The organism is Rhizobium sp. SRDI969, from assembly GCF_025152725.1.
In the GTDB taxonomy this organism is placed as follows: Bacteria; Pseudomonadota; Alphaproteobacteria; order Rhizobiales; family Rhizobiaceae; genus Rhizobium; species Rhizobium leguminosarum_I.
Genome location: NZ_CP104037.1, coordinates 338,528 through 360,616, shown reverse-complemented (window position 1 = coordinate 360,616; position 22,089 = coordinate 338,528). Strand labels below are relative to the sequence as shown.

Below are 22,089 nucleotides of genomic sequence, written 5' to 3'. Positions count from 1 at the left end.
GGGATCCGAAGCGAGCCCCTGGCCCTTCATCCACCCACGACCGCCCGCTGTTGGGTTTTCAGAATGACAGACATCTATTCCGGTCCCGTCTTTTAGATGGCGAGGACCCAGTTCAATCGTATTACTGACCGTCTGGATGTCTGGATCTCCCAGACGGTCAGCGCAATCGCCTTCTCTATCCGAAAAGGGCGATAGCGATCTCTTGTCCTATCCATCTCGACAGCGGCGAAGTCGCGGTGTTTCAGGGCTACCGCGTCCAACATCATTTGACGCTCGGCCCCACAAAGGGTGGGACGCGATTTGCGCCAACGTCGATATCGGGGAAGTGGCGGCATTGGCCTGACCTTGCCCCGTAACCGGCCGGTCTTTGATCGGAACGGTGGCCGGCTTCAAATCGGATTCCGCAGTTACTATCGCCTCAAGAGCAATAAGACCATCGCGGGCGCTTGATCAGTACTGTTAGGTGGGTGGCTAGTGTGACGTCTCAGAGATTATGACGGGTTGTTCTATGCCCAGAATTAGCAGGTCTTGCGGGGGGAGGGACGAGCAGTTGGATGCTGCGCGCGACACCTGGTTGCTTTTGGATCAATCCGATTTTCTCAAGTGTCCCTAGCATCTGGTGGACCGAGGGTGGGGTGACTTTGAAGTATCGCTGGAAGTCTGCCTCGGCTGGGGCACGGCCATTGATCTGTGAATAGGCCCATATGTGCTCGAAAGGCATAGGTGCAAGAAACCATTATTCCTACGCCAAGGCGATCAACGATCCGCGCATCAAGGTCGGCGTCCGCGGATCCCGCGCTACCGCCTGCCGAAGCGCTGGCTGGAGAGACGGTAGATTCGCGTTGATTGATCAAGCATTCCCGGGTCGAGCTGCGCTACCTCTAGCTCTCTGTTTTTAGGGCATGCTTGACGCGGAGTATGGTGATCACAACAGATCCCACAACCACCGGAACAGCGACAAGCATAATCATCGGATCGAAATGGAAGCCTGCGTGGTCTGCTGTCTCATATATAAGTTTCAGCAAGCTCAGCAAGTAGTAGCTAATCGCGATCATCGAAAAGCCTTCGACCGCGCGTTGGATCTTGACCTGCGTCGCGGCCCGATCAGCCATCGCCTGGATCTGTGTAGAGTTCTGGAACTCAATCTCGACCTGGATGCGGGTTTGTAGCAGGTCGAGCAGGTGCATCGCAGCCCTTGACAGGTGCTCAAGCCTCAACGCGGTTGCTTCGCAGGTACGCACCGCAGGCTTGAACCGGCGCTCCACGAACGTACCGAAACGTTGAAAGCCGGGGACATGGGTTTCTCGTAAAAGGGCGATCCTCTCTTCAACGATTTTGGCATAGGCAGCGGTTGCGCCAAACCTGTTTCTGATCTCCGCGGTGGCTGAAATGATATGCGAGGAGAGAACCGTAATCTCCTCAAGCAATTGCTTGTGCTGATGTGCAGGCGTACTCAGGTTGCGATTGGTCAGCCGAACGAGTTCCGCGTCATATCCGCCCAGAAGCGGGGCAAGACGACGCGCCTCCGGCAATCCGAGCAGCGCCATTGACCTATAGGTTTCGATCTCAAAGATCCGCCGTACCATGCGCCCCAGCCGATGTGCATTCAGGTCCTTGTTGAACAGGATGATCCTGCTTGAATTGTCCCCTCTCACGCGAAAATCGGAGCAAATCTGCGCCGCCCCGCCGCCGATTGATGACGCGGCGGTATCGCCGAAGTCGAGCGATTTTAGAACCGTTCCCAGTTGGTCAGGAGGGTTTCCGAGGACAAGGATACTCACGTGGCAAACGAGCAGAGGAGAGCTCAACCCTGCTAGCCGCGCAAAATCACCTTCACAAAGGTCAGTTTCCGGCCAACCCTCGGGCTCGCTGGCCAATTTTCGGACCCGCGTGACAGTCACGAACTCAGTGTGCCGTTCCACTCTGACGGAAATTCCACCATCAGCTTGGAGACTATCGTGGAACTCCTTGATCACGCCATCCGACGGCATGAAAGCAAAGTGTTCGACGATCGCCGGACCGGTGAAATAAATCGACGGTCGAGCGTGAAGCTCCGAGTTGAAGTCTACGGTCTTCTGTTCAAAAGCAGCTGGACGAGAGACCTGTTGTGCGGAAGGAGACACCGTTGGGAAGAATGCTTCCTCTGCGCCCTTTGAAATCATGTCTGTCTTCCCCATTTCCGAAAGCACACCAATCGGCAAGCCTATATGAAGCCAATGCAGTCAACTTGAAAAGCCCCGCCTGGGTGCAAAGAATTTGGCGACCTCGTCGAGGTCCGAGCGGCTGCGGTCGATTTGTGCGTCAAGCCAGGGTGTTGCTTTCCTGATGAGAGGACTATCGAGACACGGTCGGCTGACGTCAACGCCGAGTGTGCCGCCGATGACCACCTCCCATCAGGAGCTTCTGGACGGACATACAGGAGGTAAGGCCGTATCACCTATGTCAGGTCCCGACGATGCGTGTTCTTTGTTAACGCGCTTCTTAAGCAACCATTCACACGACGTGAATTGTCATCTTCCAGTCTTTCCAGGCATCTTGCTCAAGCAGCTCAGAATGGCCGCAACGTTGCGAGGTGAATTTATGCTGACCGAACGCGAGGACCAGTTTTATATTGGTGGGAAATGGCAGGAATCCGGGGACGTAAACCGTCTGCCTGTTGTGAATCCCGCGTCGGAACGTGTTGTCGGGCATATTGCTGCGGGCGGTGCTCATCACGTCGCTCTCGCGGTTGCCGCTGCGCGCAACGCGTTCCCGGCCTTCTCTCAAACAACTGTGGCTGAACGGATCGGTCTGCTCGGCAGGATGCATTCTCTCCTGAAAGAAAGAGCGGAGACGTTCGCGGAGGCGCTCGCAATAGAGATGGGAGCGGCGATCAGCTTCGCGCGGGCTTCCCAGGTTCCCTTTGCTTCCGAGCACATCCGTGTCCAGATGGAAACTCTTGAGAAGTACCGCTTCGTAACGATTGATGGGCGTACCGCGACCGCCAAGGAGGCGATCGGGGTTTGTGCGCTGATCACCCCCTGGAACTGGCCACTTTACCAGATCACCGCCAAAGTCGCTCCCGCGATCGCGGCAGGCTGTACCGTCGTCCTCAAGCCCAGTGAACTGTCACCTTACAGCGCTTTGCTCTTCGCCCAGTTGATGCACGATGCCGGGGTTCCGGCCGGCGTATTCAATCTGGTCAACGGAACTGGCGAGAGCGTTGGCGCAGCGCTCGCCAGTCATCCCGAGGTCGACATGATCTCGATCACAGGTTCTACCCGCGCGGGAGTACTCGTCGCGCAGGCGGCCGCACCGACGGTGAAGCGAGTGGTTCAGGAACTCGGCGGCAAGTCGCCGAACATTTTGCTCGATGATGCCGACTTCAGCGAGGCCATATCCAAGGGCGTGCTCGCCGGAATGCGCAATGTCGGCCAGTCGTGCAGCGCCCCGACGCGTATGCTGGTACCCGCACACCGCCTCGGCGAAGTGGAGGAATTGGCAAGCGCCACTGCGCGTGCGATCCGAGTCGGCGCTCCGCTTGATCCTGCGACGGACATGGGTCCCATCGCTAATCTTCCCCAGTTCGAGCGGATACAAGCCATGATCCAAGCCGGTATCGACGATGGCGCCAAGCTGCTGTGTGGCGGTCTGGGCCGGCCGGCCGGCATCGAGCGGGGCTTTTTCACGCAGCCAACGATCTTTTCCGAGGTGAAGTCCGACATGCGGATTGCTCGTGAGGAGATCTTCGGTCCCGTACTTTCGATTATGCCCTACAAGAACGAGGAAGAGGCAATCGCCATTGCTAATGACACCGTCTATGGATTGGGCGCCCATGTCCAGTCTTCAGATCCGGAGCGGGCACGGCGTGTCGCACTGCGCATCCGTGCCGGCCAAGTTCATATCAACTATCCCGCTTGGGACGGAGCGGCAGCCTTCGGTGGCTACAAGCGATCAGGTAACGGCCGCGAGTATGGGGTATACGGGCTCGAAGAGTATCTCGAGACGAAGTCGATCCTTGGCTATTGACCAGGCGTCTGCGCGAGTCGGGCTCGCCAGGGCAGTGGTTTCAGCGACAGACGAAGCATCGTCAGGAAAGCGGCAGTCCGGGCACTTCGCCCGTGCCGCGATCCGAGGATGGCGACTATATCAGCCGACGGCAACAGCCAATGGGGAAGTACCTGCCTCAACCGTCCCTCGGCGAGGTCTTCTGCAACGGCCCATTCAGAGCGCATCATGATGCCCTGACCCGCCAACGCCCAATCCCGAATGACGCCACCATCGTTACTCGACATAGCGGGATTTACCCGCACTGTCGCGCTTTCCTGCCGTGATCCCTTGAACCGCCAGAGCGTTACGTCCTCCTCGTTCTCGCGAACGACGAGGCAGCGATGTCGCGCCAGATCGGCCGGCGTAGAAATGGGTTCAGCCGAAGCCAGGTATTCTGGACTTGCGCAAAGAATACGACGGTTCGGCGCCAGTGTCGTCACGACTTGATCCAGATGCGCTGATGCCCCGATGTGTACAACGACCTCATAGCTATCAACGACCAGGGCCGTGGGATGGTCGGACAGTTGCAGGGTGGCGGTGGCACTACGATGCTCTCGAGCAAACGCCTCCACGACCGGAGCTACGTAGATCCTTCCAAATCCGTGGGGCGCTGCGACCCTGAGGTGCCCGCGAACCGCACCCTCGCGATCAGCCAAGGCTTCGGCAAGCGAGTCTATGGCATCGCTGACAATGACGCTGTGAGAAGCGACCAACGAGCCCTCTTCGGTAAGGCGCAGGTGGCGTCCGGACCGGTCGATCAGCCTTACCCCTACCTTCTCTTCAAGCGCGCGCAGGCGCTGGGTCACCGCAGGAGGCGTCACGTTCAGCTTTCTCGCGCTTTCCGCGAGAGATTTCGAGCCCGTGAGGACCGTAAAGAAGGCAAGATCGTCGGACGTAAGCATTAAGCGGCACCTGAAGCGATCATTCACTCAGCATTAATTGTCATCTTTAGCATATGGCTACAAGGTCAGATTCAAGTCGGATATCGGATTCATGTATCCAGCGGATTTTGATTTATCCATGTGATTGGCTGGCCCGAGCGGTTTGAGGTGCTGCAAACCGGCGTTTCTGGATGTGGAAACTGGATGGGCAGGAACGCGGGGACGGATCCTCCAATGGTGAATGCGCGATCGCTGCTCAGAGCCTGCCATGGGGTCAGTGGTCGCCAATACCGTGTTGTACCCAAGACACGAAGGAGAACCTGGGATGAATGCTAAAGACATACTCGAGCAGCTTGTCGGCTTTCCATCCGTCGTCGGGACTCCGAACGGCGACATCGTGACATGGGTCAAGGGCTACCTCGAAAGCCATGGCGCCACCGTGACTGTCTTGCCGGGACCGGAAGGAGATCGAGCAAATCTTTTTGCCACCATCGGCCCTAAAGACAAGCCCGGCTACATTCTTTCCGGGCATATGGATGTGGTTTCCGCGTCCGAACCCACCTGGACGTCGGATCCCTTCCGCCTGCGGGCAGAGGGCGATCGGCTCTTCGGCAGGGGGGCGTGCGACATGAAGGGCTTTCTTGCCGCTGCGCTTGCCGGGCTTCCAGCCATGGCAAAGATGCCATTGAGCCGTCCGATCCACTTCGCCTTTTCCTATGATGAGGAAGCCGGATGCCGCGGCGTGCCGCACATGCTACGGCAGATCGGGAACCTATGCGCCCCGCCCTTGGGCGCAATTATCGGCGAGCCGAGCAGCATGGTGGCGATCCGCGGCCACAAGGGAAAGGCGGCTGCCCGCGTCGAGATCAATGGCACGACCGGCCATTCGTCGAGTCCCGACAGGGGCCTCAACGCCATTCATGCCATGACTGCGGTGATGAATGTGGCGCTGCAAACGGTTGATGCCCTCCGCAACTGCGCCTTAGATCATAACTTTGAGCCGCCTTATTCTACGCTGCAGATCGGAACGATCTCAGGCGGACGCAGCGTCAACATCATCCCGGATCTCTGCATCGTTGAGCTGGAAGCCCGCGCCGTGCCCGGCGTGTCGCCAACGGTTCTGCTGGAACCTATCAAGGCAGCTGCCGAGGCGTTGGAGAAAGACGGCTTCCGCACCACCTGGGAGACCAGCAGCACCTACCCCGCACTCTCGCTTGATGCCGACGCGCCGCTCGCCCGGCTGGTCGAGGGGGTGACCCGCACGCCGGCCTTGGCCGCCGTCAGCTACGGCACGGAAGCCGGCCTCTATCAGGCCGCTGGCATCGACGCGATCATCTGCGGGCCGGGGGACATTGCCCGGGCCCATTGCGCCGACGAATTCATCCGCCTCGACGAACTTATTGCCTGCGAGGAAATGATCTTGCGGCTTGCCGAAACCCTGCGAGACTGAGAGGGAATTATGGTTTTCTGGTTCAATTCGGATCGAGAAAGAGGTCGCGTCTTCGCGGATGCTTTCGCGCGCGATCTGCCCGATCTGCCTTTCGTCATGGATATCTCGGAACGCAATCCAGACGACATCCGCTACATCCTGACCTGGACGGCGCCGCCCGATCTTCATCGCTTCAAGAACCTGGAGGTCGTCTTCTCAATCGGCGCCGGCGTCGACCAATTCAAGCCGCAAACGCTCCCCCCAAACGTCATGCTCGTCCGCATGGTCGAGGACGGCATCGTCCGGATGATGCAAGAATATGTGACGCTCGCCGTGCTGGCTGTGCACCGAAAGCTGAAGGCATATATTGAACAGCAGGCCGGGGCCACCTGGCTTTCGCTTCCGGTGCGCCAGGCGACCCAGCAGCGGATCGGCATCCTAGGCCTCGGCACGCTCGCCGCGGCCGTCATCGAGCGACTGAAACCCTTCGGCTTTCCGCTTGCCGCCTGGAGCCGCTCGGAGCGACAGGTGGAGGATGTTGACTGCTATCACGATCCGGACGGCCTCACGCCATTTCTGGCGCGTACCGACATCCTGATCTGTCTCTTGCCGCTGACGCAAGACACGGAAGGACTGCTCGACGCCTCGCTGTTAGCGAAGCTTCCAGCCGGCGCGGCGCTCATCCACGTGGGACGCGGCGCCCAACTCGATCACGACGCGCTCGTTGCGGCTCTCGATGCGGGGCATCTGTCGGGAGCGGTCATCGACGTTACCGAACCTGAGCCCTTGCCTCCCGAACATGGTTTCTGGCGACATCCAAAGATTATTCTGACGCCGCATATCGCAAGCGTTACGCAACCAGAAACGGCGGCCCGCGCCGTCATCGACAACATCAAGCGCTATCGTGACGGCCTCGACCCGATCGGGCTCGTCGATCGCGACCGCGGTTATTGAGCTGCAACCAGGAGAGCAAGGAGAAAACATGTCCCTCCTCAAGACCATCGTACCCAACAGCACCGAAGCGCCGCGTGAGTCGAGGCCCGGGCCGGAACGCCTGATCTCCGGCGATCCTTCGTTCAAGACCTGGGCCCAGGACGTGGCGCGAGACGAATTGATTCATACCGGCGTCTGGGAAGCGACTCCTGGCCTCACGCGCTCCGTCAAGGGCGAGACATTCGAATTCTGCCACATCATCGAAGGTGTTGTCGAAGTCACCCCCGACGGTGGTGAAGCGGTTACCTACAAAGCAGGCGATAGTTTCGTGATGAAACCCGGATTTATCGGCACCTGGCGGACCGTGGAAACTGTCCGGAAGATCTACGTCACCGTCATGTAGCCAGCCGCGGCAGCATGCGTGGGCAGGACGGATGGGCCTGGACAAACAGTGAGCCACAAAACGGCGGGGAAATGTCTTTTCTCCGCCGTTGAGAGCGTGACGACGCAAACTCGGAGACAACCATGTAGCCCTGGACATAGGCTCCGCAAGAACAGGTCAGCTTAACGAGCCTCGAGCCCGCTTCAGAATGCCTTCGGAATGGTCAAATCCGCTCATCCAAACATGGTAGCGCTGAGTAACTTCGCGACAATGCGGCCAGTCGTGGAGGTGCCCGCTTGCCCCAGCAATCAAGCTTGGCCCCCAGGGTGACTGCTCGACTACACGCCCGGACTGATCACACTGTACTATTTTCGGATAACGGAGGAGAGAGCGAACGCAGTCAGTGTATCGCGCACACTGGGCATCTCCGCAATCAGCTGCCAAATCTGCCGGATGCGGTCAGCCTCCGTCGACTCGACCCTAACGAGGAGGTCGAAATCACCCGTCATTACGTCGCACGCCACGACTTCCGGGATCTTCCGCAATGCTTGAATGACGTCACTACCCCTCATGCGATCGTGACGATAGACGAAAATCAGTGCGGTTGTGACGTGTTGGCCGTTCCCTCCGTCGCCGGTGACGATCGTATATCCCTTGATGAAGCCTTCTCGCTCGAGCCGTTCGACCCGCACTCGCACGGCATTGCGAGAAAGGTTCACCTTCGCCGACAACTCCGCATGCGAGACTCGGGCATTGGCCCTCAATTCCGCAAGTATTTGTTCGTCAGTTCGATCGAGAAGATATTTCATGGGACTTGAGCCGGGTCGCTAGCCTAAAATGTCGGGCGTTACCGACTGATAGGCTAACACGGCGATCTCCGGTAGTAAGGCTCTTTCCTTCCGGCTCGCAAATCGCTTCGATGTCGAAGCCATTATGAAACCTGGCAGCGCCTCCTTTTCCGCATCCGTCAGGCACCGAATTCCCTGATAACCCTGCAGTAGCGCTTGCGCCCGCTCTTTGTTTAGCTCGCCGTTGGTTTCGCCCGCCCAACCGACAAGCACGTCAGCAAGCTCCGACACGAGCGCATCCTCGTGCCTTAGTCTGAAGTTGATGACGCCGCTCACTTCCTCGCCGAGGAAAAAGACGTTCGCCTGGACCAATGCGCCATGAATTGCTCCAGTGGGAAGATCCCTTGACGCGCACTTCACCCTTCGTTCCAAAATAGTGTGAATTTGAGCCATCACACGACCTAGGCTTAGGCATTTTGCCGGGCCCGCCAACGTGGGTGAGGCGCCTGGCACGAAACTGACGACGGCAACCAGTCGACCTGCGGCCAGAGACGTGGCTTGGCCATCTATGGTGCGCAGCGGTTTGGGGCAGGGGACGCCATGTCGATAGAGCGCCTCCATGGTCTCGAAGGCCCTTTCCAGATCTAAAGGCTGGGCTCCGTTCTCGAAAAGCGTAACGATGTATTCGCCTTGCCTGGTCCGAAACAGGTAGGTCGTCTCGGAATCGCCGTCCGCAATCCCAATCACTGAAAGAAGCGACGTCAAGCCGTAGGCTGCGGTAATGATTCTGCGATCTTCGTCAGAAAGCTCGGTAAAAACAGCCATTTTCCTACCCCTATCAGACCGATAAACTCATCAGAAATTTGCAAACTCGGCGCTGCCTTCAAAGAGCTGTTCAATTTGAAAGGGCGCTAATACGCCTTCCTCTTCCACGACCTGCCGCAGCCCCCTCTTCTCGGCCAGCGCCTTCTTGGAAAGGTGCGCTGCCTTGCTGTACCCTATAAGCATTGCCAACGGCGTCGCGAGGACGAGAGACTGGTCGAGGAGTTCCTTGCACCGGTCGACATCAACTTCAATTCCGTCGACGCAGCGCTGCTTGAAAATCTCCATTCCCCGCGTCAACATCCGCATGGACTGAAGGATGTTGAGAATGATCACTGGCTCCATCGCATTGAGCTGCAACTGCCCCGCGCTTGCCGCCAGCGTGACAGTGAGATCATTTCCAACAACCTGGAATCCGACCTGGTTCATCATTTCCGGAATGACGGCATTGACTTTACCGGGCATGATTGATGATCCAGCTTGCACCGGCGGAAGTCGGATTTCACCCAGGCCGCCCCTCGGTCCGCTGCTCAAGAGCCGCAGATCGTTGCAGATTTTTGTCAGTTTCACGGCAATTCGCTTAAGAACGCTGGAGAACGAAACGAAGCCGCCGGTGTCGGATGTCGCCTCAATGAAATCTCGAGCGGGGATTAGCTGGATGCCGGAAATCTGGATGAGGTAGCCGCAGGCCGCGCTGGGAAAGCCGCGCGGAACGTTAATTGAGGTTCCGATTGCAGATCCGCCGAGATTAACCTCTCGCAACAATCTGGAAGCGGACTGCAGCTGGTTGATATCTTCATCGATCAGTTCGGCGAAAGCATCAAATTCCTGCCCGGCTGTCATTGGGACGGCATCCTGCAACTGAGTACGTCCGACCTTCAGCGCGGTCGCATACTCGCGCGCCTTCGCACGGAATGCATCACGCAGCCCTTCCTGGGACGCTAGTAGCCCTTCGCAAGAGCGAAGAATGGTCAGACGCAGAGCGGTCGGATAAACATCGTTTGTCGATTGGGAAAGGTTCACATCATCATTTGGATGAACCTTGTCGTAGTCGCCGACATTCGCCCCAAGCTTCAGGAGCGCCAGGTTTGCGACAACCTCATTCAAGTTCATGTTGGTAGACGTGCCCGCGCCACCCTGCATCATATCGATGGGGAAGTTTTCATCAACGCCCTTCAGCTCGATGAGATTATCGCAAGCCTCTGAGATCGCAGAGGCTTTTTCCGCGGGAAGAAGCCCAAGGTCAGCGTTTGCGCAAGCGGCTGCTTTCTTGACCATAGCCATAGATTGAATGAGCTCGGGAAAGTCTTTCAGGCGAAGGCCCGAAACGTTGAAATTGAGCTCAGCGCGACGCGTATGGACGCCGTACAGAACGTCACCGGGGATAGGAAGGGCGCCGATCAAGTCGGACTCTACGCGTTCAATTGCCATTCTCTCCGCTCCCCCGGTCCAGAATTCCGGCGTAGCGCATCGCATGAGCGATTGCCTCCTTAACCGGCGGGCTCACCTCCACGAGAGGAAGACGCAGGTCGCCGCTGATCTTTGAGAGTTGCGCCAATGCGAATTTCACGCCAGCGGGACTGGTCTCGAGGAACAGCGCGCGGTGTAGGGGCATCAGTCTATCTTGAAGAGCCAGTGCCGCCGTGAAGTCAAGTTTCAGGCATGCCCGCTGGAAGTCTGCACACAGCCGGGGAGCAACATTCGCGGTCACCGAAATGCAACCGTGGCCGCCATGGGCCATGTAACCCAGCGCAGTGCCGTCTTCGCCGGTGAGAAGATTGAACTCGTTGCCGCAGGCCATCCGCTCCAGCGACGGGCGCAAGAGGTTGCCCGTCGCGTCCTTGACGCCCTTGACGTTCGGGCAATCCGTGAAAATGCGGGCGAGCGTTTCGACTTGAATATCGATCACGCTCCGACCCGGGATATTGTAGACGATTATTGGAACTGAAGCTTCCGCGTCGATGGCCTTAAAATGCTGATAGATCCCCTCTTGCGTGGGTTTATTGTAGTACGGTGCGACGATCAGAACACCATCCGCGCCGACCTGCTGAGCGTGCCGCACGAAGCCGATTGCTTCCTCGGTGCTATTGGAGCCTGCGCCGGCAATCACCGGAACGCGACCATTCGCGGCCTCAATCGCGATTTCCACGACCCGATTGTGTTCGCGATGGCTGAGGGTCGGGCTTTCCCCCGTTGTTCCGCAGGGGACAAACCCTGACGTACCCTCGGCAATCTGCCATTCAATCAGGCTACGAAGTGCAGCCTCATCGACTTTCCCACGGGCAAATGGGGTGACAAGCGCGGTGATGGATCCTTTGAACATCTCAACTTCCAAATAGCGGCGAAGGGTTCAGATGGGCGCCGGCGGCGCCGATCAGCGCTGCAGCGAGGTGATGCAAACGACCTTCGGCTGGGTCATGTCCTCATAAGCAAAGCGAACGCCTTCGCGTCCCATGCTGCCATATTTGAACCCCCCAAACGGCATTGCGTCGAACCGATAGTCGGACGACTGGTTGATCATGACTCCGCCGGCATCGATCCGCCTGGCGGCCTCGAGGGCATCGGCAAGATCGTTGGTAAATATCCCGGCATGGAGGCTGTATTCCGGCTTGTTAGCCAGCCGTATGGCCTCATCAAGTCCATCGAACGGCTGCAGGATGACGACCGGGGCGAAGACCTCGTCGTTCAACAGATCGCAAGTCGCCGGCACATTTTCCAGGACGGTCGGGGGATAGAGTGCGCCTGACGGCTTGTGACCGCAAAGCACCGTCGCACCAGCAGCGATTGCGCGCTCCACCATAGTGGCGGCGCGTTTCACCGCGTGTTCGGAGATCATCGGGCCCATGTCCGTGTCAGCGTTCATCGGGTCGCCGATTTTCATCTTGATGGTCTGAGCAACAAACTCGGTCTTGAACCGTTCATAGATAGGGCGCTGGACCAGTATACGCTGCGTTCCGATGCAGTTCTGGCCAGCCGCCCAGAAGGCGCCTGAAACGCAATCTTTCACGGCAGCGTCAACATCGCTGTTTTCCATCACAATAACTGGTGCATTACCACCGAGATCCATCGCGAGTTTCTTGATGCCGGCGGATTTTGCGATTGCCTCGCCAGTCGCAAAACCGCCTGTGAAGGAGATCATTCGAACGTCATTTGCCGAAACGAGCGCCCTGCCCAAGTCCGCACCGCCGACAGCAACCGTTATGACTTCGCCCGGCAGACCGCTTTCGATCAGCACGTCCGCCAGCTTGATGGCCGAGAGAGGGGTAAGCTCGGAGGGCTTCAGAAGTATCGCGTTGCCGCCGGCGATGGCGGGGCCAAGCTTGTGGGCAACGAGATTAAGCGGATCATTGTAGGGCGTGATCGCCGCGATGATGCCCAGTGGCTCTCGGGTATACCAGCCTTGACGCGATTCCGATCCGGCATAGGCGTCAAATGGAATGACTTCGCCGGCGTTTCGCTTGGCCTCCTCCGCCGAGAGCTTCAAAGTGTTGACACAGCGTGTCACCTCCTTGTGCGCCTGAATGATTGTCTTCCCGGCTTCCCGCACGATCAGGAGCGCAAATTCCTCATTGCGGGCTTCAACTGTCGCTGCAGCCTTTTCGAGAATTGCGGAGCGCTGGTGGCGGGGAAGCAATCGGGCGATCTGCGCGCCTCGATTGGCGCGCTCAAGCAGCACGTTCATCGCGCTCGCACTCGTCTCGGAGACCACACCGACCAAGCTGCCATCGAATGGATTGCTGACCATGATCTCGGCTGAAGATGTCTTTTTGCTCAGGGCGAAGCTTGCCATCACGCAGCCTCCTTCGCGAGGCTGCCAGACCGGGCATTATGGATGGCGACAATGTCGGACAGCAGCGCATAGGCGGTCTCGGTCCGGCCGGCGCCTGGACCTGTGACAGTGACAGAGCCCAGCAGTTCGGTGTTCAGGGAGACTGCATTTGTAGCGCCGTTGACCCCCGCGAGCGGATGCTCGAGCGGCAGCTGCTTGGGAGCCACGCTGCCGGTTATCGTCCCGTCGGCATTGCGAAGCGCCGATCCGATCAACTTCCAACGGCTGTTGGCCTTTGCCGCTGCTTCGATGTCGGAAGGAGAAAGCTTGGAAATGCCTTCACAGCAGACTTCCTCCGGCTTGAGGTTTGCTCCCAGCAGCTCGTTTGCGAGGATCACCACCTTGAGGCGAACATCGAAACCTTCGACGTCCGCGGTCGGATCGGCTTCGGCAAAGCCGAGTGCCTGCGCTTCCGCGACGGCGCTGGCGAAGTCGAGACCATTCTCCATGCGGCCGAGGACGAAGTTTGATGTGCCATTCAGGATTCCTTCGAACCCTTTTATCTCTGCGCCTGAAAGGGTCTTCTCTGCCATACGTATGACAGGGGTTCCGCTCATGACGGAGCCCTCATATTCGAAATGAACGCCGTTTGCCTTGGCAAGTGCCTTTAGTTCCTGAGCGGCGATTGCGACGGGCCCCTTGTTGGTGGTGACGACGTGCTTGCCGGAATTGAGAGCCCAGCGGCAGTGCGAAACAGCCGGCTCACCGTCCGTAGGGTTTGTAAATGTCGCTTCCACGACGATGTCGACGGGCGCTGTCTTGATGATGATCTCATTGTTGGCTTCCGCGCTGCCCCCAGAAAGCCGGCCAAAACCGCCCTTTGCGAAATTCGCTTCAACGAGTGTCTTGGCGTCAAGTCCGTTCGGCGAAATTACGGAACCGAGATAAAGGTCGCTGACAGCAACGATGTTCAGGCGGAAACCGAGATCCCGTTCCCATAGTGTGTTCTTCGTCGCGATGAGTTCGGCCAACGCGCGGTTGACGCCACCAAATCCGATCAGAGCAATGTTGTAGATTTTCATGTGGTACCCTCCGGTGAAGCGATCTGTGCGCACATCATCAGATGCGGATCGCTCAGTCGGAACGGCACAAACAGACCAATCTGCCGTGCATTTCGCTCATTCAGCCGCCGTCTTGCCGTGTGCCGTCCCATCCCGCTCGAGAACTCGAACGGATAACATGATCCGAGGAACGCCGATTTGATTCAGGCGCAATCCGTTAAAATGGCTATCGTGTTTCAGCCAGAGTGACGCATCTGGGCCCGATCTCCGTGCGAATCAAACAACATCAGGAGAATTGATCAAAGTCGATCGGAACTGAAAAGCCCGCCTTGACCCCGTCCATGACCACCATTGTACACGCGGCGCTGGGACGTTTTTCGAAAGTTGATGGCAGGCGCTCTTTGCCAGCCGAACGCGCCTGATTGGGGGCGTTGACAAATGCAGTCCGGCGACAGGAACGTTTTGGCCGAGCGTCCTTTGTTCGTCCCGGGCCGTTTTTTCGAGCGGCATCGGCAGTTTCTCGGTTGGATACGCTTGAGGGTGTCGGCTCGGAGAATGATGCAACGCGTTGCTAGCGTCGCTGTATGCGGCCCGACCCCTTACTGACACCGGAACTATCAACCGACTGCAAACCAATGTCGGGATGACGTCTGCGTCCGGCTGTTGTCACCGACCGAGAACACCGTGGCTTTGTCGCATTAATGCTGCCATCGACCATGAATTGCTGTTGCGCTCGCGGTTCCGTCAATGAACCTAGCCCTATCACCGCATCCCCCAGTCTTGGAGTATGGAAAATAATCTGCGCAACCAATTTGATCTATATTGACACCAATCGTGAAACCAATTGTATATTGATCGCACGACGATCCTGATTGGTAGCGAACGGTGGTGAACGTGAAAACAACTCCAACGCTTGAAACAACCCGTGTTGCTCCTTCGCAGGCGGTTGCCGTCGCATGCGATCTCCCAGCCAACTGTTCATCGGCGGCCAATGGGTCGCCGCAAAAGGCGGCTGCGGCCTGATGACGAAGGAATTGGACGCTCAAGGCGCAGTGGCGGGATAGTGGATGATCATTTGGCTGGAAAGTTTTCACGCATGAGCGAGGTTCTGAAGGTCCACGAACTCACCAAGACATTCGGATCCACGAAGGTGTTGGATGGCATCAGCTTCCGCATGTGCGAAGGTGAGGTCATTTCTCTGATCGGATCATCTGGGTGTGGAAAAAGCACCGCCCTTCGCTGCATCAACTTCCTGGAGACGCCGACCTCCGGGCAGATCGAGTTCATGGGTCAGGCGATCTCTGTCAATCGCAAAAAAGGTGGCGAAAGCGAGATCGTCAACGCTTCCAATATCAGAGCGTTTCGCCAGCGGATCGGCATGGTGTTTCAGAACTTCAACCTCTGGCCCCACCGTACCGTGCTCGGCAACGTGACAGAGGCCCTGGTCTATGTGCTGATGTTGAGCAAAAAGGAGGCCGAAGAGGTTGCGTTGTCCGCTTTGTCGAAGGTTGGCATGGCCAATTTCCGCGAGCGCTACCCACATCAGTTATCTGGTGGGCAGCAGCAACGGGTCGCTTTCGCACGAGTGCTGGCGATGCGACCGAAATTGATGTTGTGCGATGAGCCAACCTCCGCCCTCGACCCCGAACTCGTCGGGGAAGTACTGAAGGTTATCAGAACACTAGCCGAAGAGGGTGCCACGATCCTCCTCGTCACACACGAGATGCGGTTTGCACGCGACGTGTCGAACCGGATGATATTCCTGCAAGAGGGCCGCCTTGAGCAGGACGACACGCCGACAGAACTGCTTCGCAATCCTGCGACAGAAGGGGTCAAGCGGTTCCTGTCAGGCGTCATGCCGGCCTGCGCCTAGAGGGCATCAGGCCACAACAACAACGATAAAAGGGTAACAGACATGACCATCAGCAAAATCATCAAGTCAGCGCTGGCAACCAGCCTGCTCGTCTCCGCGCTGGCCACGGCCGCTTCGGCTAAGGACGGGGTCCTGCGTATCGGCACGGAGGGCGATGCGCCGAAATTCAGCATGGCTGATCCGAACGGAAACGTCACCGGTTTTGATGCAGACATCGCCAATGGCATCTGCGCCGAGCTCAAGTTAAAGTGTGAGTTTGTTGTGCAGACGTTCAGTTCGCTTGTCCCGTCGATGGACAGCGATCGGTTCGACGTCATTATCTCCGGCCTCGGGATTACCGCCGAGCGCCAGAAAAAGATCGACTACTCCATCCCCTACGCAACAACCCCTCTCTATTTCGTCGTTGCGAAGGATTCTCCACTCGCCGGTCTCAAGAGCTTGGCGGAAATTGAAAAGGCTATTGAAGGCAAAAGTGTCGGCGTCGTCACCGGCACGACCTACGCCAAGTTCATCGAGAAGCGGATGCCCGGCGTCGATCTGAAGACATACGACGCGACCACCCAACAGACCGCCGACCTGGCCAGCGGTCGGATCGATGTTGCTTTTGGCGACTCGCCGACCTGGATGGACTTCTTTGCAACGCCCGACGGCGCCAATTTCACGAAGATCGACGTGAAGATCATGTCCTTGGATGACCCTGACGTCCTTGGGCATGGCATGGGCGTTGGCATGCGCAAGGGCAACGCCGATCTTAAGGCGAAGGTGGACACCGCACTTTGCAAGATGGTCAATGATGGCAAAGTCAAGGAAGCCTCGATGCACTGGTTCCAGGACGACTACACCATTCCCTGCAAGAAGTGATCTTTGACGATGAGACCTGTCTTGGCTTGGTCCAAGGCAGGTCGTTGGGATGGTGTCCATGCTAGCTGATTTCTGGATATTGATGGTGGAGCGAGGCTGGGCGCTTGCTCTGCTGCGGGGAAGTGCCATCACGATCGTGATCGGCCTTCTCGGAATGTCTTTGGGTTTCGTTATTGCCACCCCATTGGCTGTCTTGCGCTGGCAGAAAGTCACCGTGGTTTCGCAATTGGTCGATGCATATAGCATCGTCGTTCGTGGTGTGCCGGGGCTGCTCGTCATCTACCTGCTGTTTTTCGGCTCCGTCGACTGGGTCAAAACCATCACGACCGCTTTCGGCTATCAGGACTCGGTTGACAATGCCTACCCGTATATCATCGGCGTGATCGCCATAGCCGCAATCTCGTGTGCCTATTCCATCGAGGTGATCCGCGGTGCACTTCAGGCGGTGCCGCATGGTCTGCTTGAAGCCGCGCGGTCGCTTGCCTTGCCAGGCACGGTCACGTTCTTCCACATCACGTTTCCATTGGCTTTGCGTCTGGCGCTCGGAGGGATCAACAACGTCTGGCAGATGACGATCAAGGACACGTCGCTGATCTCGGTTGTCGGGCTGCAGGAACTGATGAGAACGGCGGCGATCGCGGCCGGGATCACGCGCTCTCCCCTCCTCTTTTATTGCATCGCCGCGGCGTTGTTCTTCGGTATGACAGCGGTCAGCCAAAGCCTGTTCTCCAGGGCGGAACGTGCGCTGAACCGCGGCTTCGGAGGGCGATGACATGGATCTCGAGATTGTCAAATATGCCGTGCCCTTTCTGCTTGTCGGCGCCAAGACGACATTGCTGATCGCCCTTTGCGGAATTGGCTTCGGATTCCCGTTTGGTATCGCTGTCGGTCTTGGCCGCGGCTCGAAGAACAGGATGTTACGCAACAGCTGCGACACCTACTGCGCGATCTTCCGCGGGACGCCGATGCTGGTGCAGATATTCGTCATTTACTACGGACTGGCGCAGGTAAGCTTCATCCGTCACAACCCGGTGCTGTGGTGGATGATTGGTGATGGATTGCACGCGGCGATCCTTGCCGTCGTGCTGAATACCGGCGCCTACACCGGTGAAATTTTCCGCACGGGTTTCCTCTCTCTTCCCAAGGGGCTTATCGAGGCGGCCGAAGCCTGCGGCATGTCCCCCTGGCATGTCTTCACACGAGTGAAATTTCCGTTGGCATTGCGCCAGGCTTTGCCTGCCTACAGCAGCGAGGCGGCCATTATTGTCAAGGAATCGAGCCTCGCATCGACGATCACTGTCCTGGAAGTCACTGGATATGCCAAGAGATTGATGAGCGAGACCTTCGCGATCATGGACATCTTCATCATCACCGCTGCCCTCTATCTCGCCATGAACGTCGTTGCTCTCACCGCATTGAAACTTCTCGAACGACGCTTGTTGCTCGTCCGATAATCACCTTCAGAAAGGAAATAGCATGTCCAATCTCACCTTCGTCGATCAGAACAATCTTCCTGAACCGCGCAAGGGTCAGCCAGCGCCTGACAGACTTGTCGAGGGCAACCCGCAGTTCCTGAGCTGGGACATCGCACAGACAACTGATGGTGTTGTTCGCTCCGGCGTATGGGAAGCAACACCCGGCGCCTACCGGTCGATCAAGGGCGAAACCTTCGAATTTTGCGTCATTCTTTCGGGTGTTTCCGAACTGATCGAGGACGGCTTTGAGCCGCGGCGCATCGTGGCCGGCGACGCTTTCGCCATGCATCCGGGTTTCGTCGGAACCTGGCGGGTCATCGAAACGACGCGCAAGCTCTGGGTCTCCCGAGACTAAGTCATCATCAACTCAAGTCATCTTTCCGGAACCTGCCCGCTCATGACCCAAGCTCAACGACATCCAATCAAGTCAACGCCCTACTGGTGGGAGGACTGCCGCTTGCCGTCCCTACCAGCTCGAGACGTGGAAAAGACATGCGATGTGGCGATCGTTGGCGGCGGGTATACCGGTTTGTCGGCCGCACTCGAACTTGCCCGTGCCGGCAAGCATGTCCAGCTGTTCGACCGCCAGGCTCTTGGCCAGGCGGCATCCAGCCGAAATGGAGGCATGGCCAGCGGAAGTATCCGCCCGGGGCGCAAGGATCTCATCAAGCGGTTCGGGCAGGAGAGAGCACAAGCCATTCTCCGGGAAGGCAAGGCGGCGCGAGAGGATCTTTGGCGCTTCCTGAGAGAGGAAAATATAGAATGCGATTTCTCCCTGTCTGGGGTCTTCAGCGGCGCTATGACGACTGACGAGGCCGAAGAACTCCGTCGTCAGGCAGACTTCCTGCAACAGAACCTCGGTGTCGAGGCATATCCGGTGGAAAGGGCCGACGTCCGGAAGTTCATCGGGACAGACCTTTATATCGGAGGGCTTGTACGTAAGGATGTCGGTGGTCTGCAGCCGGCAAAACTGCTCGCGGCCATGATCGCCCTGGTAAGCTCATCGAACGCGGTCATTCATGAAAATACCGCAGTCCTTGGCTCGGTCAACGAGGCTGGTGGCGTGCGAGTTCAAACCGAGCGTGGCGATGTCTTCGCCAGCAAGCTTCTTGTCTGCACCGACGGCTACACCGACGGTTTCGACCCGTGGCTGCGTCGACGCCTTGTTCCTGTCCGCAGCAGGATCATTGCAACTGAAGCGCTGGATAAAGAGATGATGGATCTGCTGATGCCGCCACGCATGATGTATGGCGATCTGCGTAAGCTCAGCTACTATTATCGGCCGTCGCACGATGGTTCCCGAATCTTGTTTGGCGGACGCGATGGCACGACCGAGGGAGATCCGGCGGCTCCGACCAGGCATCTGCAAACCGAACTTGCAAGGCTTTTCCCGGAACTCGCCGGGATAAGCATTACGCATAGCTGGTTCGGCTATGTGGCCATGAACCGCGACATGATCCCTCGCATGTTCTCGCGGGGGAATACGGTCTATGCGACCGGCTATTGCGGCTCCGGCGTCGTATGGGCCAGATGGCTAGGCAAGAAGGCGGCGTTCAAGATCCTGGGCGACGCGGAACAGTCGCGCTCCGCATTCGATTTCGACGCGGCTCCCAGGGCGGTGCCATTCTTTAACGGCAAACCCTGGTTCATTCCCATTGTTTACTCGATGTATGAGCGGCACGACAGAAAGACGCTGCGCCGTCGCCAGAAAAGTTGAGGTGCAGAGCGTAGCCCAACGGATCACGGATAGTGAGGCCGTGTTTCAAGTGAAAAAACATGATTAGCCTGGAAGCAATCGAGCAAGCGCGTGAGCGCATTGCCAAGCACATCCGCAGTACGCCCTTTGTGAGTTCGGCGGCGCTGTCCGAACTGGTCGGGACGCAGGTCAGCCTGAAGCTGGAGCATCACCAGCTGACCGGAAGCTTCAAGCTTCGAGGGGCGACCAATGCCGTTCTGCAGCTTAGCCAATCCGAGCGGGATCGAGGCGTTATCGCGGCTTCCACGGGCAATCACGGACGTGCGCTGTCCTACGCCGCTCGGGCGATGGGCTCCCGCGCGACCATTTGCATGTCGCGACTTGTGCCTGAAAACAAGGTGTCTGAAATCAGCCAGCTAGGGGCATCCGTGCGGATCGTCGGGTCTTCACAAGATGATGCACAAGAGGAGGCTGATCGGCTGGTCGCGGAGGAAGGCCTCAGCATGATCCCGCCCTTCGACCACCCCCGGATCATCGCCGGCCAGGGTACCCTCGGTCTTGAAATCGTCCAGGCGATGCCTCAAGTCGCGGCGGTTCTTGTTCCCCTATCGGGCGGCGGTTTGGCAGCAGGTGTCGCGGCGGCCGTCAAGGCGTTGCGGCCGGAGGCCAAGGTGATCGGCATTACCATGGAGCGGGGAGCGGCGATGAAGGCCAGCATCGACGCGGGCCACCCGGTCCAGGTCGAAGAGCATCGAAGCTTCGCCGATTCGCTCGGTGGCGGCATCGGATTGGCTAACGCCTGGACATTCCAGATGTGCAAAATCCTTCTCGATGACGTGGTGCTGGTCGACGAGGGTGAAATAGCGGCCGGCATCCGCCACGCTTATGAATATGAGCGCCAGATAGTCGAGGGTGCGGGTGCGGTCGGTATTGCTGCGCTGCTCTCAGGGAAATTGGCGCACGTTGAAGGCCCGATCGCGGCAGTCGTTTCGGGCGGAAACATCGACATGGCGTTGCACAGGAACGTCGTCAACGGGCTCAATACGATTGGTGAGGGAAGCTAATGCCGACAATAAGAATATTGACTGAGTCGGAGCTCAGGTCGATCGTACCGCTCGGCATCGATGCGGTGAATTGTGTTGAAAATGCCTTCCGCGCTCTGGCGACTGAGAATGCAGTTAAAATGCCAGCGATTTTGCGTCTCGACGTCCCTGACAGCAGGGGCGAAGTCGATGTGAAGACTGCGTATATTCGCGGCGTAAGCGGCTTTGCCATCAAGATCAGTCCCGGCTTCTTCGACAATCCAAAGATCGGGCTGCCGAGCACCAATGGGATGATGGTTTTGCTTTCAAGTAAAACCGGCCTGGTACAGGCTCTTTTGCTGGATAATGGCTATCTCACCGATGTTCGCACGGCTGCCGCCGGCGCTGTTGCGGCAAACCATCTGGCGCAGAAGGATGCGTCGATCGTGACGGTCTTCGGAGCAGGCGTTCAGGCGAGGCTGCAACTTGAAGCCCTCACGTTGGTTCGGCCGGTTCGAGAGATCCGTGTTTGGGCGCGTGATCCTCGCAAGGCGCAGTCACTCGTCGAACAATTCGCCGGCAAACGAAACCTTTCAATTTCCGCGTTTGACGATCCTAAAAAGGCAATCGCCGGGTCCCAGATCATCGTCACGACCACACCAGCCAACCGGCCAATTGTTGATGCTTCTTGGCTTGAACCCGGGCAGCATCTGACAGCTATGGGTTCGGATGCGGAACATAAGAATGAAATCGACCCAATGGCCATCGCCCGCGCAGATGTTTATGTGGCCGACAGCCTCAAACAAACGCGGAGACTGGGTGAACTCCACCATGCCATTGAAGCCGGCCTAGTCTCGCGCGATGCGGAGTTTGCGGAACTGGGCCAGATTGTCACAGGCACCAAGAAGGGTCGCAAAAGTGTCTCGGAGATCACGATTGCCGATCTTACGGGAACCGGTGTTCAAGACACGGCCATTGCCACGCTTGCGTTTGCGCGCGCCGAAGCGCACGGCGCGGGGACGCTTTTCGAAAGTTGATGGCAGGCGATCTTTGCCAGCCGAGCGCCCC

The 22,089-nt window shown here is 58.0% G+C and carries 20 protein-coding genes and 1 pseudogene; 13 read left to right on the top strand and 8 right to left on the bottom strand.

The window, feature by feature from the left end:
* Positions 1–96: 96 nt before the first annotated feature.
* Positions 97–340, top strand: a pseudogene (locus N2A41_RS28790) (Glu/Leu/Phe/Val dehydrogenase dimerization domain-containing protein); the annotation flags it as partial.
* A gap of 541 nt (positions 341–881) precedes the next feature.
* On the opposite strand, the gene N2A41_RS28780 reads toward N2A41_RS28790, so the two are convergent.
* Positions 882–2,162, bottom strand: a complete 1,281-nt coding sequence (locus N2A41_RS28780; protein WP_260111510.1) for a DUF3422 domain-containing protein — start codon at positions 2,160–2,162, stop codon at positions 882–884.
* A 418-nt stretch (positions 2,163–2,580) separates the two neighbouring features.
* Here N2A41_RS28780 and N2A41_RS28775 point away from each other — a divergent pair, with 418 nt between their 5' ends.
* Complete coding sequence (locus N2A41_RS28775; protein ID WP_260111509.1) at positions 2,581–4,008, top strand: aldehyde dehydrogenase family protein; 1,428 nt, start codon at positions 2,581–2,583, stop codon at positions 4,006–4,008.
* On the opposite strand, the gene N2A41_RS28770 is transcribed toward N2A41_RS28775, so the two are convergent.
* Positions 4,002–4,931: a LysR family transcriptional regulator gene (locus tag N2A41_RS28770; protein ID WP_260111508.1), complete on the bottom strand. Its 930-nt coding sequence runs from the start codon at positions 4,929–4,931 to the stop codon at positions 4,002–4,004. The two genes, N2A41_RS28775 and N2A41_RS28770, sit on opposite strands and share 7 nt — an antisense overlap.
* A gap of 304 nt (positions 4,932–5,235) precedes the next feature.
* Here N2A41_RS28770 and argE point away from each other — a divergent pair, with 304 nt between their 5' ends.
* The 3 genes from argE to N2A41_RS28755 are packed head-to-tail and all read left to right on the top strand — an operon-like array spanning position 5,236 to position 7,675.
* Entirely contained in the window at positions 5,236–6,360 is a 1,125-nt protein-coding gene (gene argE / locus N2A41_RS28765) for an acetylornithine deacetylase (RefSeq protein WP_260111507.1), read from the top strand.
* Between the two features lie 9 nt (positions 6,361–6,369).
* Entirely contained in the window at positions 6,370–7,293 is a 924-nt protein-coding gene (locus N2A41_RS28760; RefSeq protein ID WP_260111506.1) for a 2-hydroxyacid dehydrogenase, read from the top strand.
* Positions 7,294–7,321: 28 nt separating this feature from the next.
* Positions 7,322–7,675, top strand: coding sequence for a cupin domain-containing protein (locus N2A41_RS28755; RefSeq protein WP_260111505.1), 354 nt, complete (start codon positions 7,322–7,324; stop codon positions 7,673–7,675).
* Positions 7,676–8,019: 344 nt separating this feature from the next.
* Here N2A41_RS28755 and N2A41_RS28750 read toward each other — a convergent pair whose 3' ends face one another.
* Genes N2A41_RS28750 through N2A41_RS28725 form a run of 6 tightly spaced genes read right to left on the bottom strand, consistent with a single transcriptional unit; the run spans position 8,020 to position 14,115 of the window.
* The gene (locus N2A41_RS28750) at positions 8,020–8,463 is read right to left on the bottom strand and encodes an Lrp/AsnC family transcriptional regulator (RefSeq protein ID WP_260111504.1); all 444 of its coding nucleotides are present in this window, start codon (positions 8,461–8,463) and stop codon (positions 8,020–8,022) included.
* A gap of 18 nt (positions 8,464–8,481) precedes the next feature.
* Positions 8,482–9,267 (bottom strand): homoserine kinase, encoded by a 786-nt coding sequence (locus N2A41_RS28745; protein WP_260111503.1) that lies wholly within the window; start codon positions 9,265–9,267, stop codon positions 8,482–8,484.
* A 30-nt stretch (positions 9,268–9,297) separates the two neighbouring features.
* The gene (locus tag N2A41_RS28740) at positions 9,298–10,695 is read right to left on the bottom strand and encodes an aspartate ammonia-lyase (protein ID WP_260111502.1); all 1,398 of its coding nucleotides are present in this window, start codon (positions 10,693–10,695) and stop codon (positions 9,298–9,300) included.
* Positions 10,685–11,587 (bottom strand): 4-hydroxy-tetrahydrodipicolinate synthase, encoded by a 903-nt coding sequence (gene dapA, locus N2A41_RS28735; protein WP_260111501.1) that lies wholly within the window; start codon positions 11,585–11,587, stop codon positions 10,685–10,687. The genes N2A41_RS28740 and dapA overlap by 11 nt, the downstream gene beginning before the upstream one ends.
* 51 nt (positions 11,588–11,638) lie before the next feature.
* Complete coding sequence (locus tag N2A41_RS28730) at positions 11,639–13,054, bottom strand: aldehyde dehydrogenase family protein (protein WP_260111500.1); 1,416 nt, start codon at positions 13,052–13,054, stop codon at positions 11,639–11,641.
* Positions 13,054–14,115 carry a homoserine dehydrogenase gene (locus N2A41_RS28725; protein ID WP_260111499.1) on the bottom strand — a complete coding sequence of 354 codons (1,062 nt, stop codon included), beginning with the start codon at positions 14,113–14,115 and terminating at the stop codon, positions 13,054–13,056. The genes N2A41_RS28730 and N2A41_RS28725 overlap by 1 nt, the downstream gene beginning before the upstream one ends.
* 1,075 nt (positions 14,116–15,190) lie before the next feature.
* Between N2A41_RS28725 and N2A41_RS28720 the strand changes: the two genes are divergently transcribed.
* From N2A41_RS28720 to eutC, 8 genes are all read left to right on the top strand, one after another.
* Positions 15,191–15,967, top strand: a complete 777-nt coding sequence (locus tag N2A41_RS28720; RefSeq protein WP_260111498.1) for an amino acid ABC transporter ATP-binding protein — start codon at positions 15,191–15,193, stop codon at positions 15,965–15,967.
* A 42-nt stretch (positions 15,968–16,009) separates the two neighbouring features.
* A complete protein-coding gene (locus N2A41_RS28715) occupies positions 16,010–16,828 on the top strand; it encodes a transporter substrate-binding domain-containing protein (RefSeq protein WP_260111497.1) in 819 nt (272 codons plus the stop codon).
* Positions 16,829–16,886: 58 nt separating this feature from the next.
* Positions 16,887–17,600: an ABC transporter permease subunit gene (locus tag N2A41_RS28710; RefSeq protein WP_260111496.1), complete on the top strand. Its 714-nt coding sequence runs from the start codon at positions 16,887–16,889 to the stop codon at positions 17,598–17,600.
* A 1-nt stretch (position 17,601) separates the two neighbouring features.
* Positions 17,602–18,282: an ABC transporter permease gene (locus N2A41_RS28705; protein WP_260111495.1), complete on the top strand. Its 681-nt coding sequence runs from the start codon at positions 17,602–17,604 to the stop codon at positions 18,280–18,282.
* Between the two features lie 22 nt (positions 18,283–18,304).
* Positions 18,305–18,658 (top strand): cupin domain-containing protein, encoded by a 354-nt coding sequence (locus N2A41_RS28700; RefSeq protein ID WP_221964651.1) that lies wholly within the window; start codon positions 18,305–18,307, stop codon positions 18,656–18,658.
* Between the two features lie 144 nt (positions 18,659–18,802).
* On the top strand, positions 18,803–20,020 hold the full coding sequence (locus N2A41_RS28695) for an NAD(P)/FAD-dependent oxidoreductase (RefSeq protein WP_260111494.1): 1,218 nt from the start codon (positions 18,803–18,805) through the stop codon (positions 20,018–20,020).
* Between the two features lie 59 nt (positions 20,021–20,079).
* Positions 20,080–21,063, top strand: a complete 984-nt coding sequence (gene eutB / locus N2A41_RS28690; protein WP_260111493.1) for a hydroxyectoine utilization dehydratase EutB — start codon at positions 20,080–20,082, stop codon at positions 21,061–21,063.
* Positions 21,063–22,058: an ectoine utilization protein EutC gene (gene eutC, locus N2A41_RS28685; protein WP_260111492.1), complete on the top strand. Its 996-nt coding sequence runs from the start codon at positions 21,063–21,065 to the stop codon at positions 22,056–22,058. The genes eutB and eutC overlap by 1 nt, the downstream gene beginning before the upstream one ends.
* Positions 22,059–22,089: the final 31 nt, after the last annotated feature.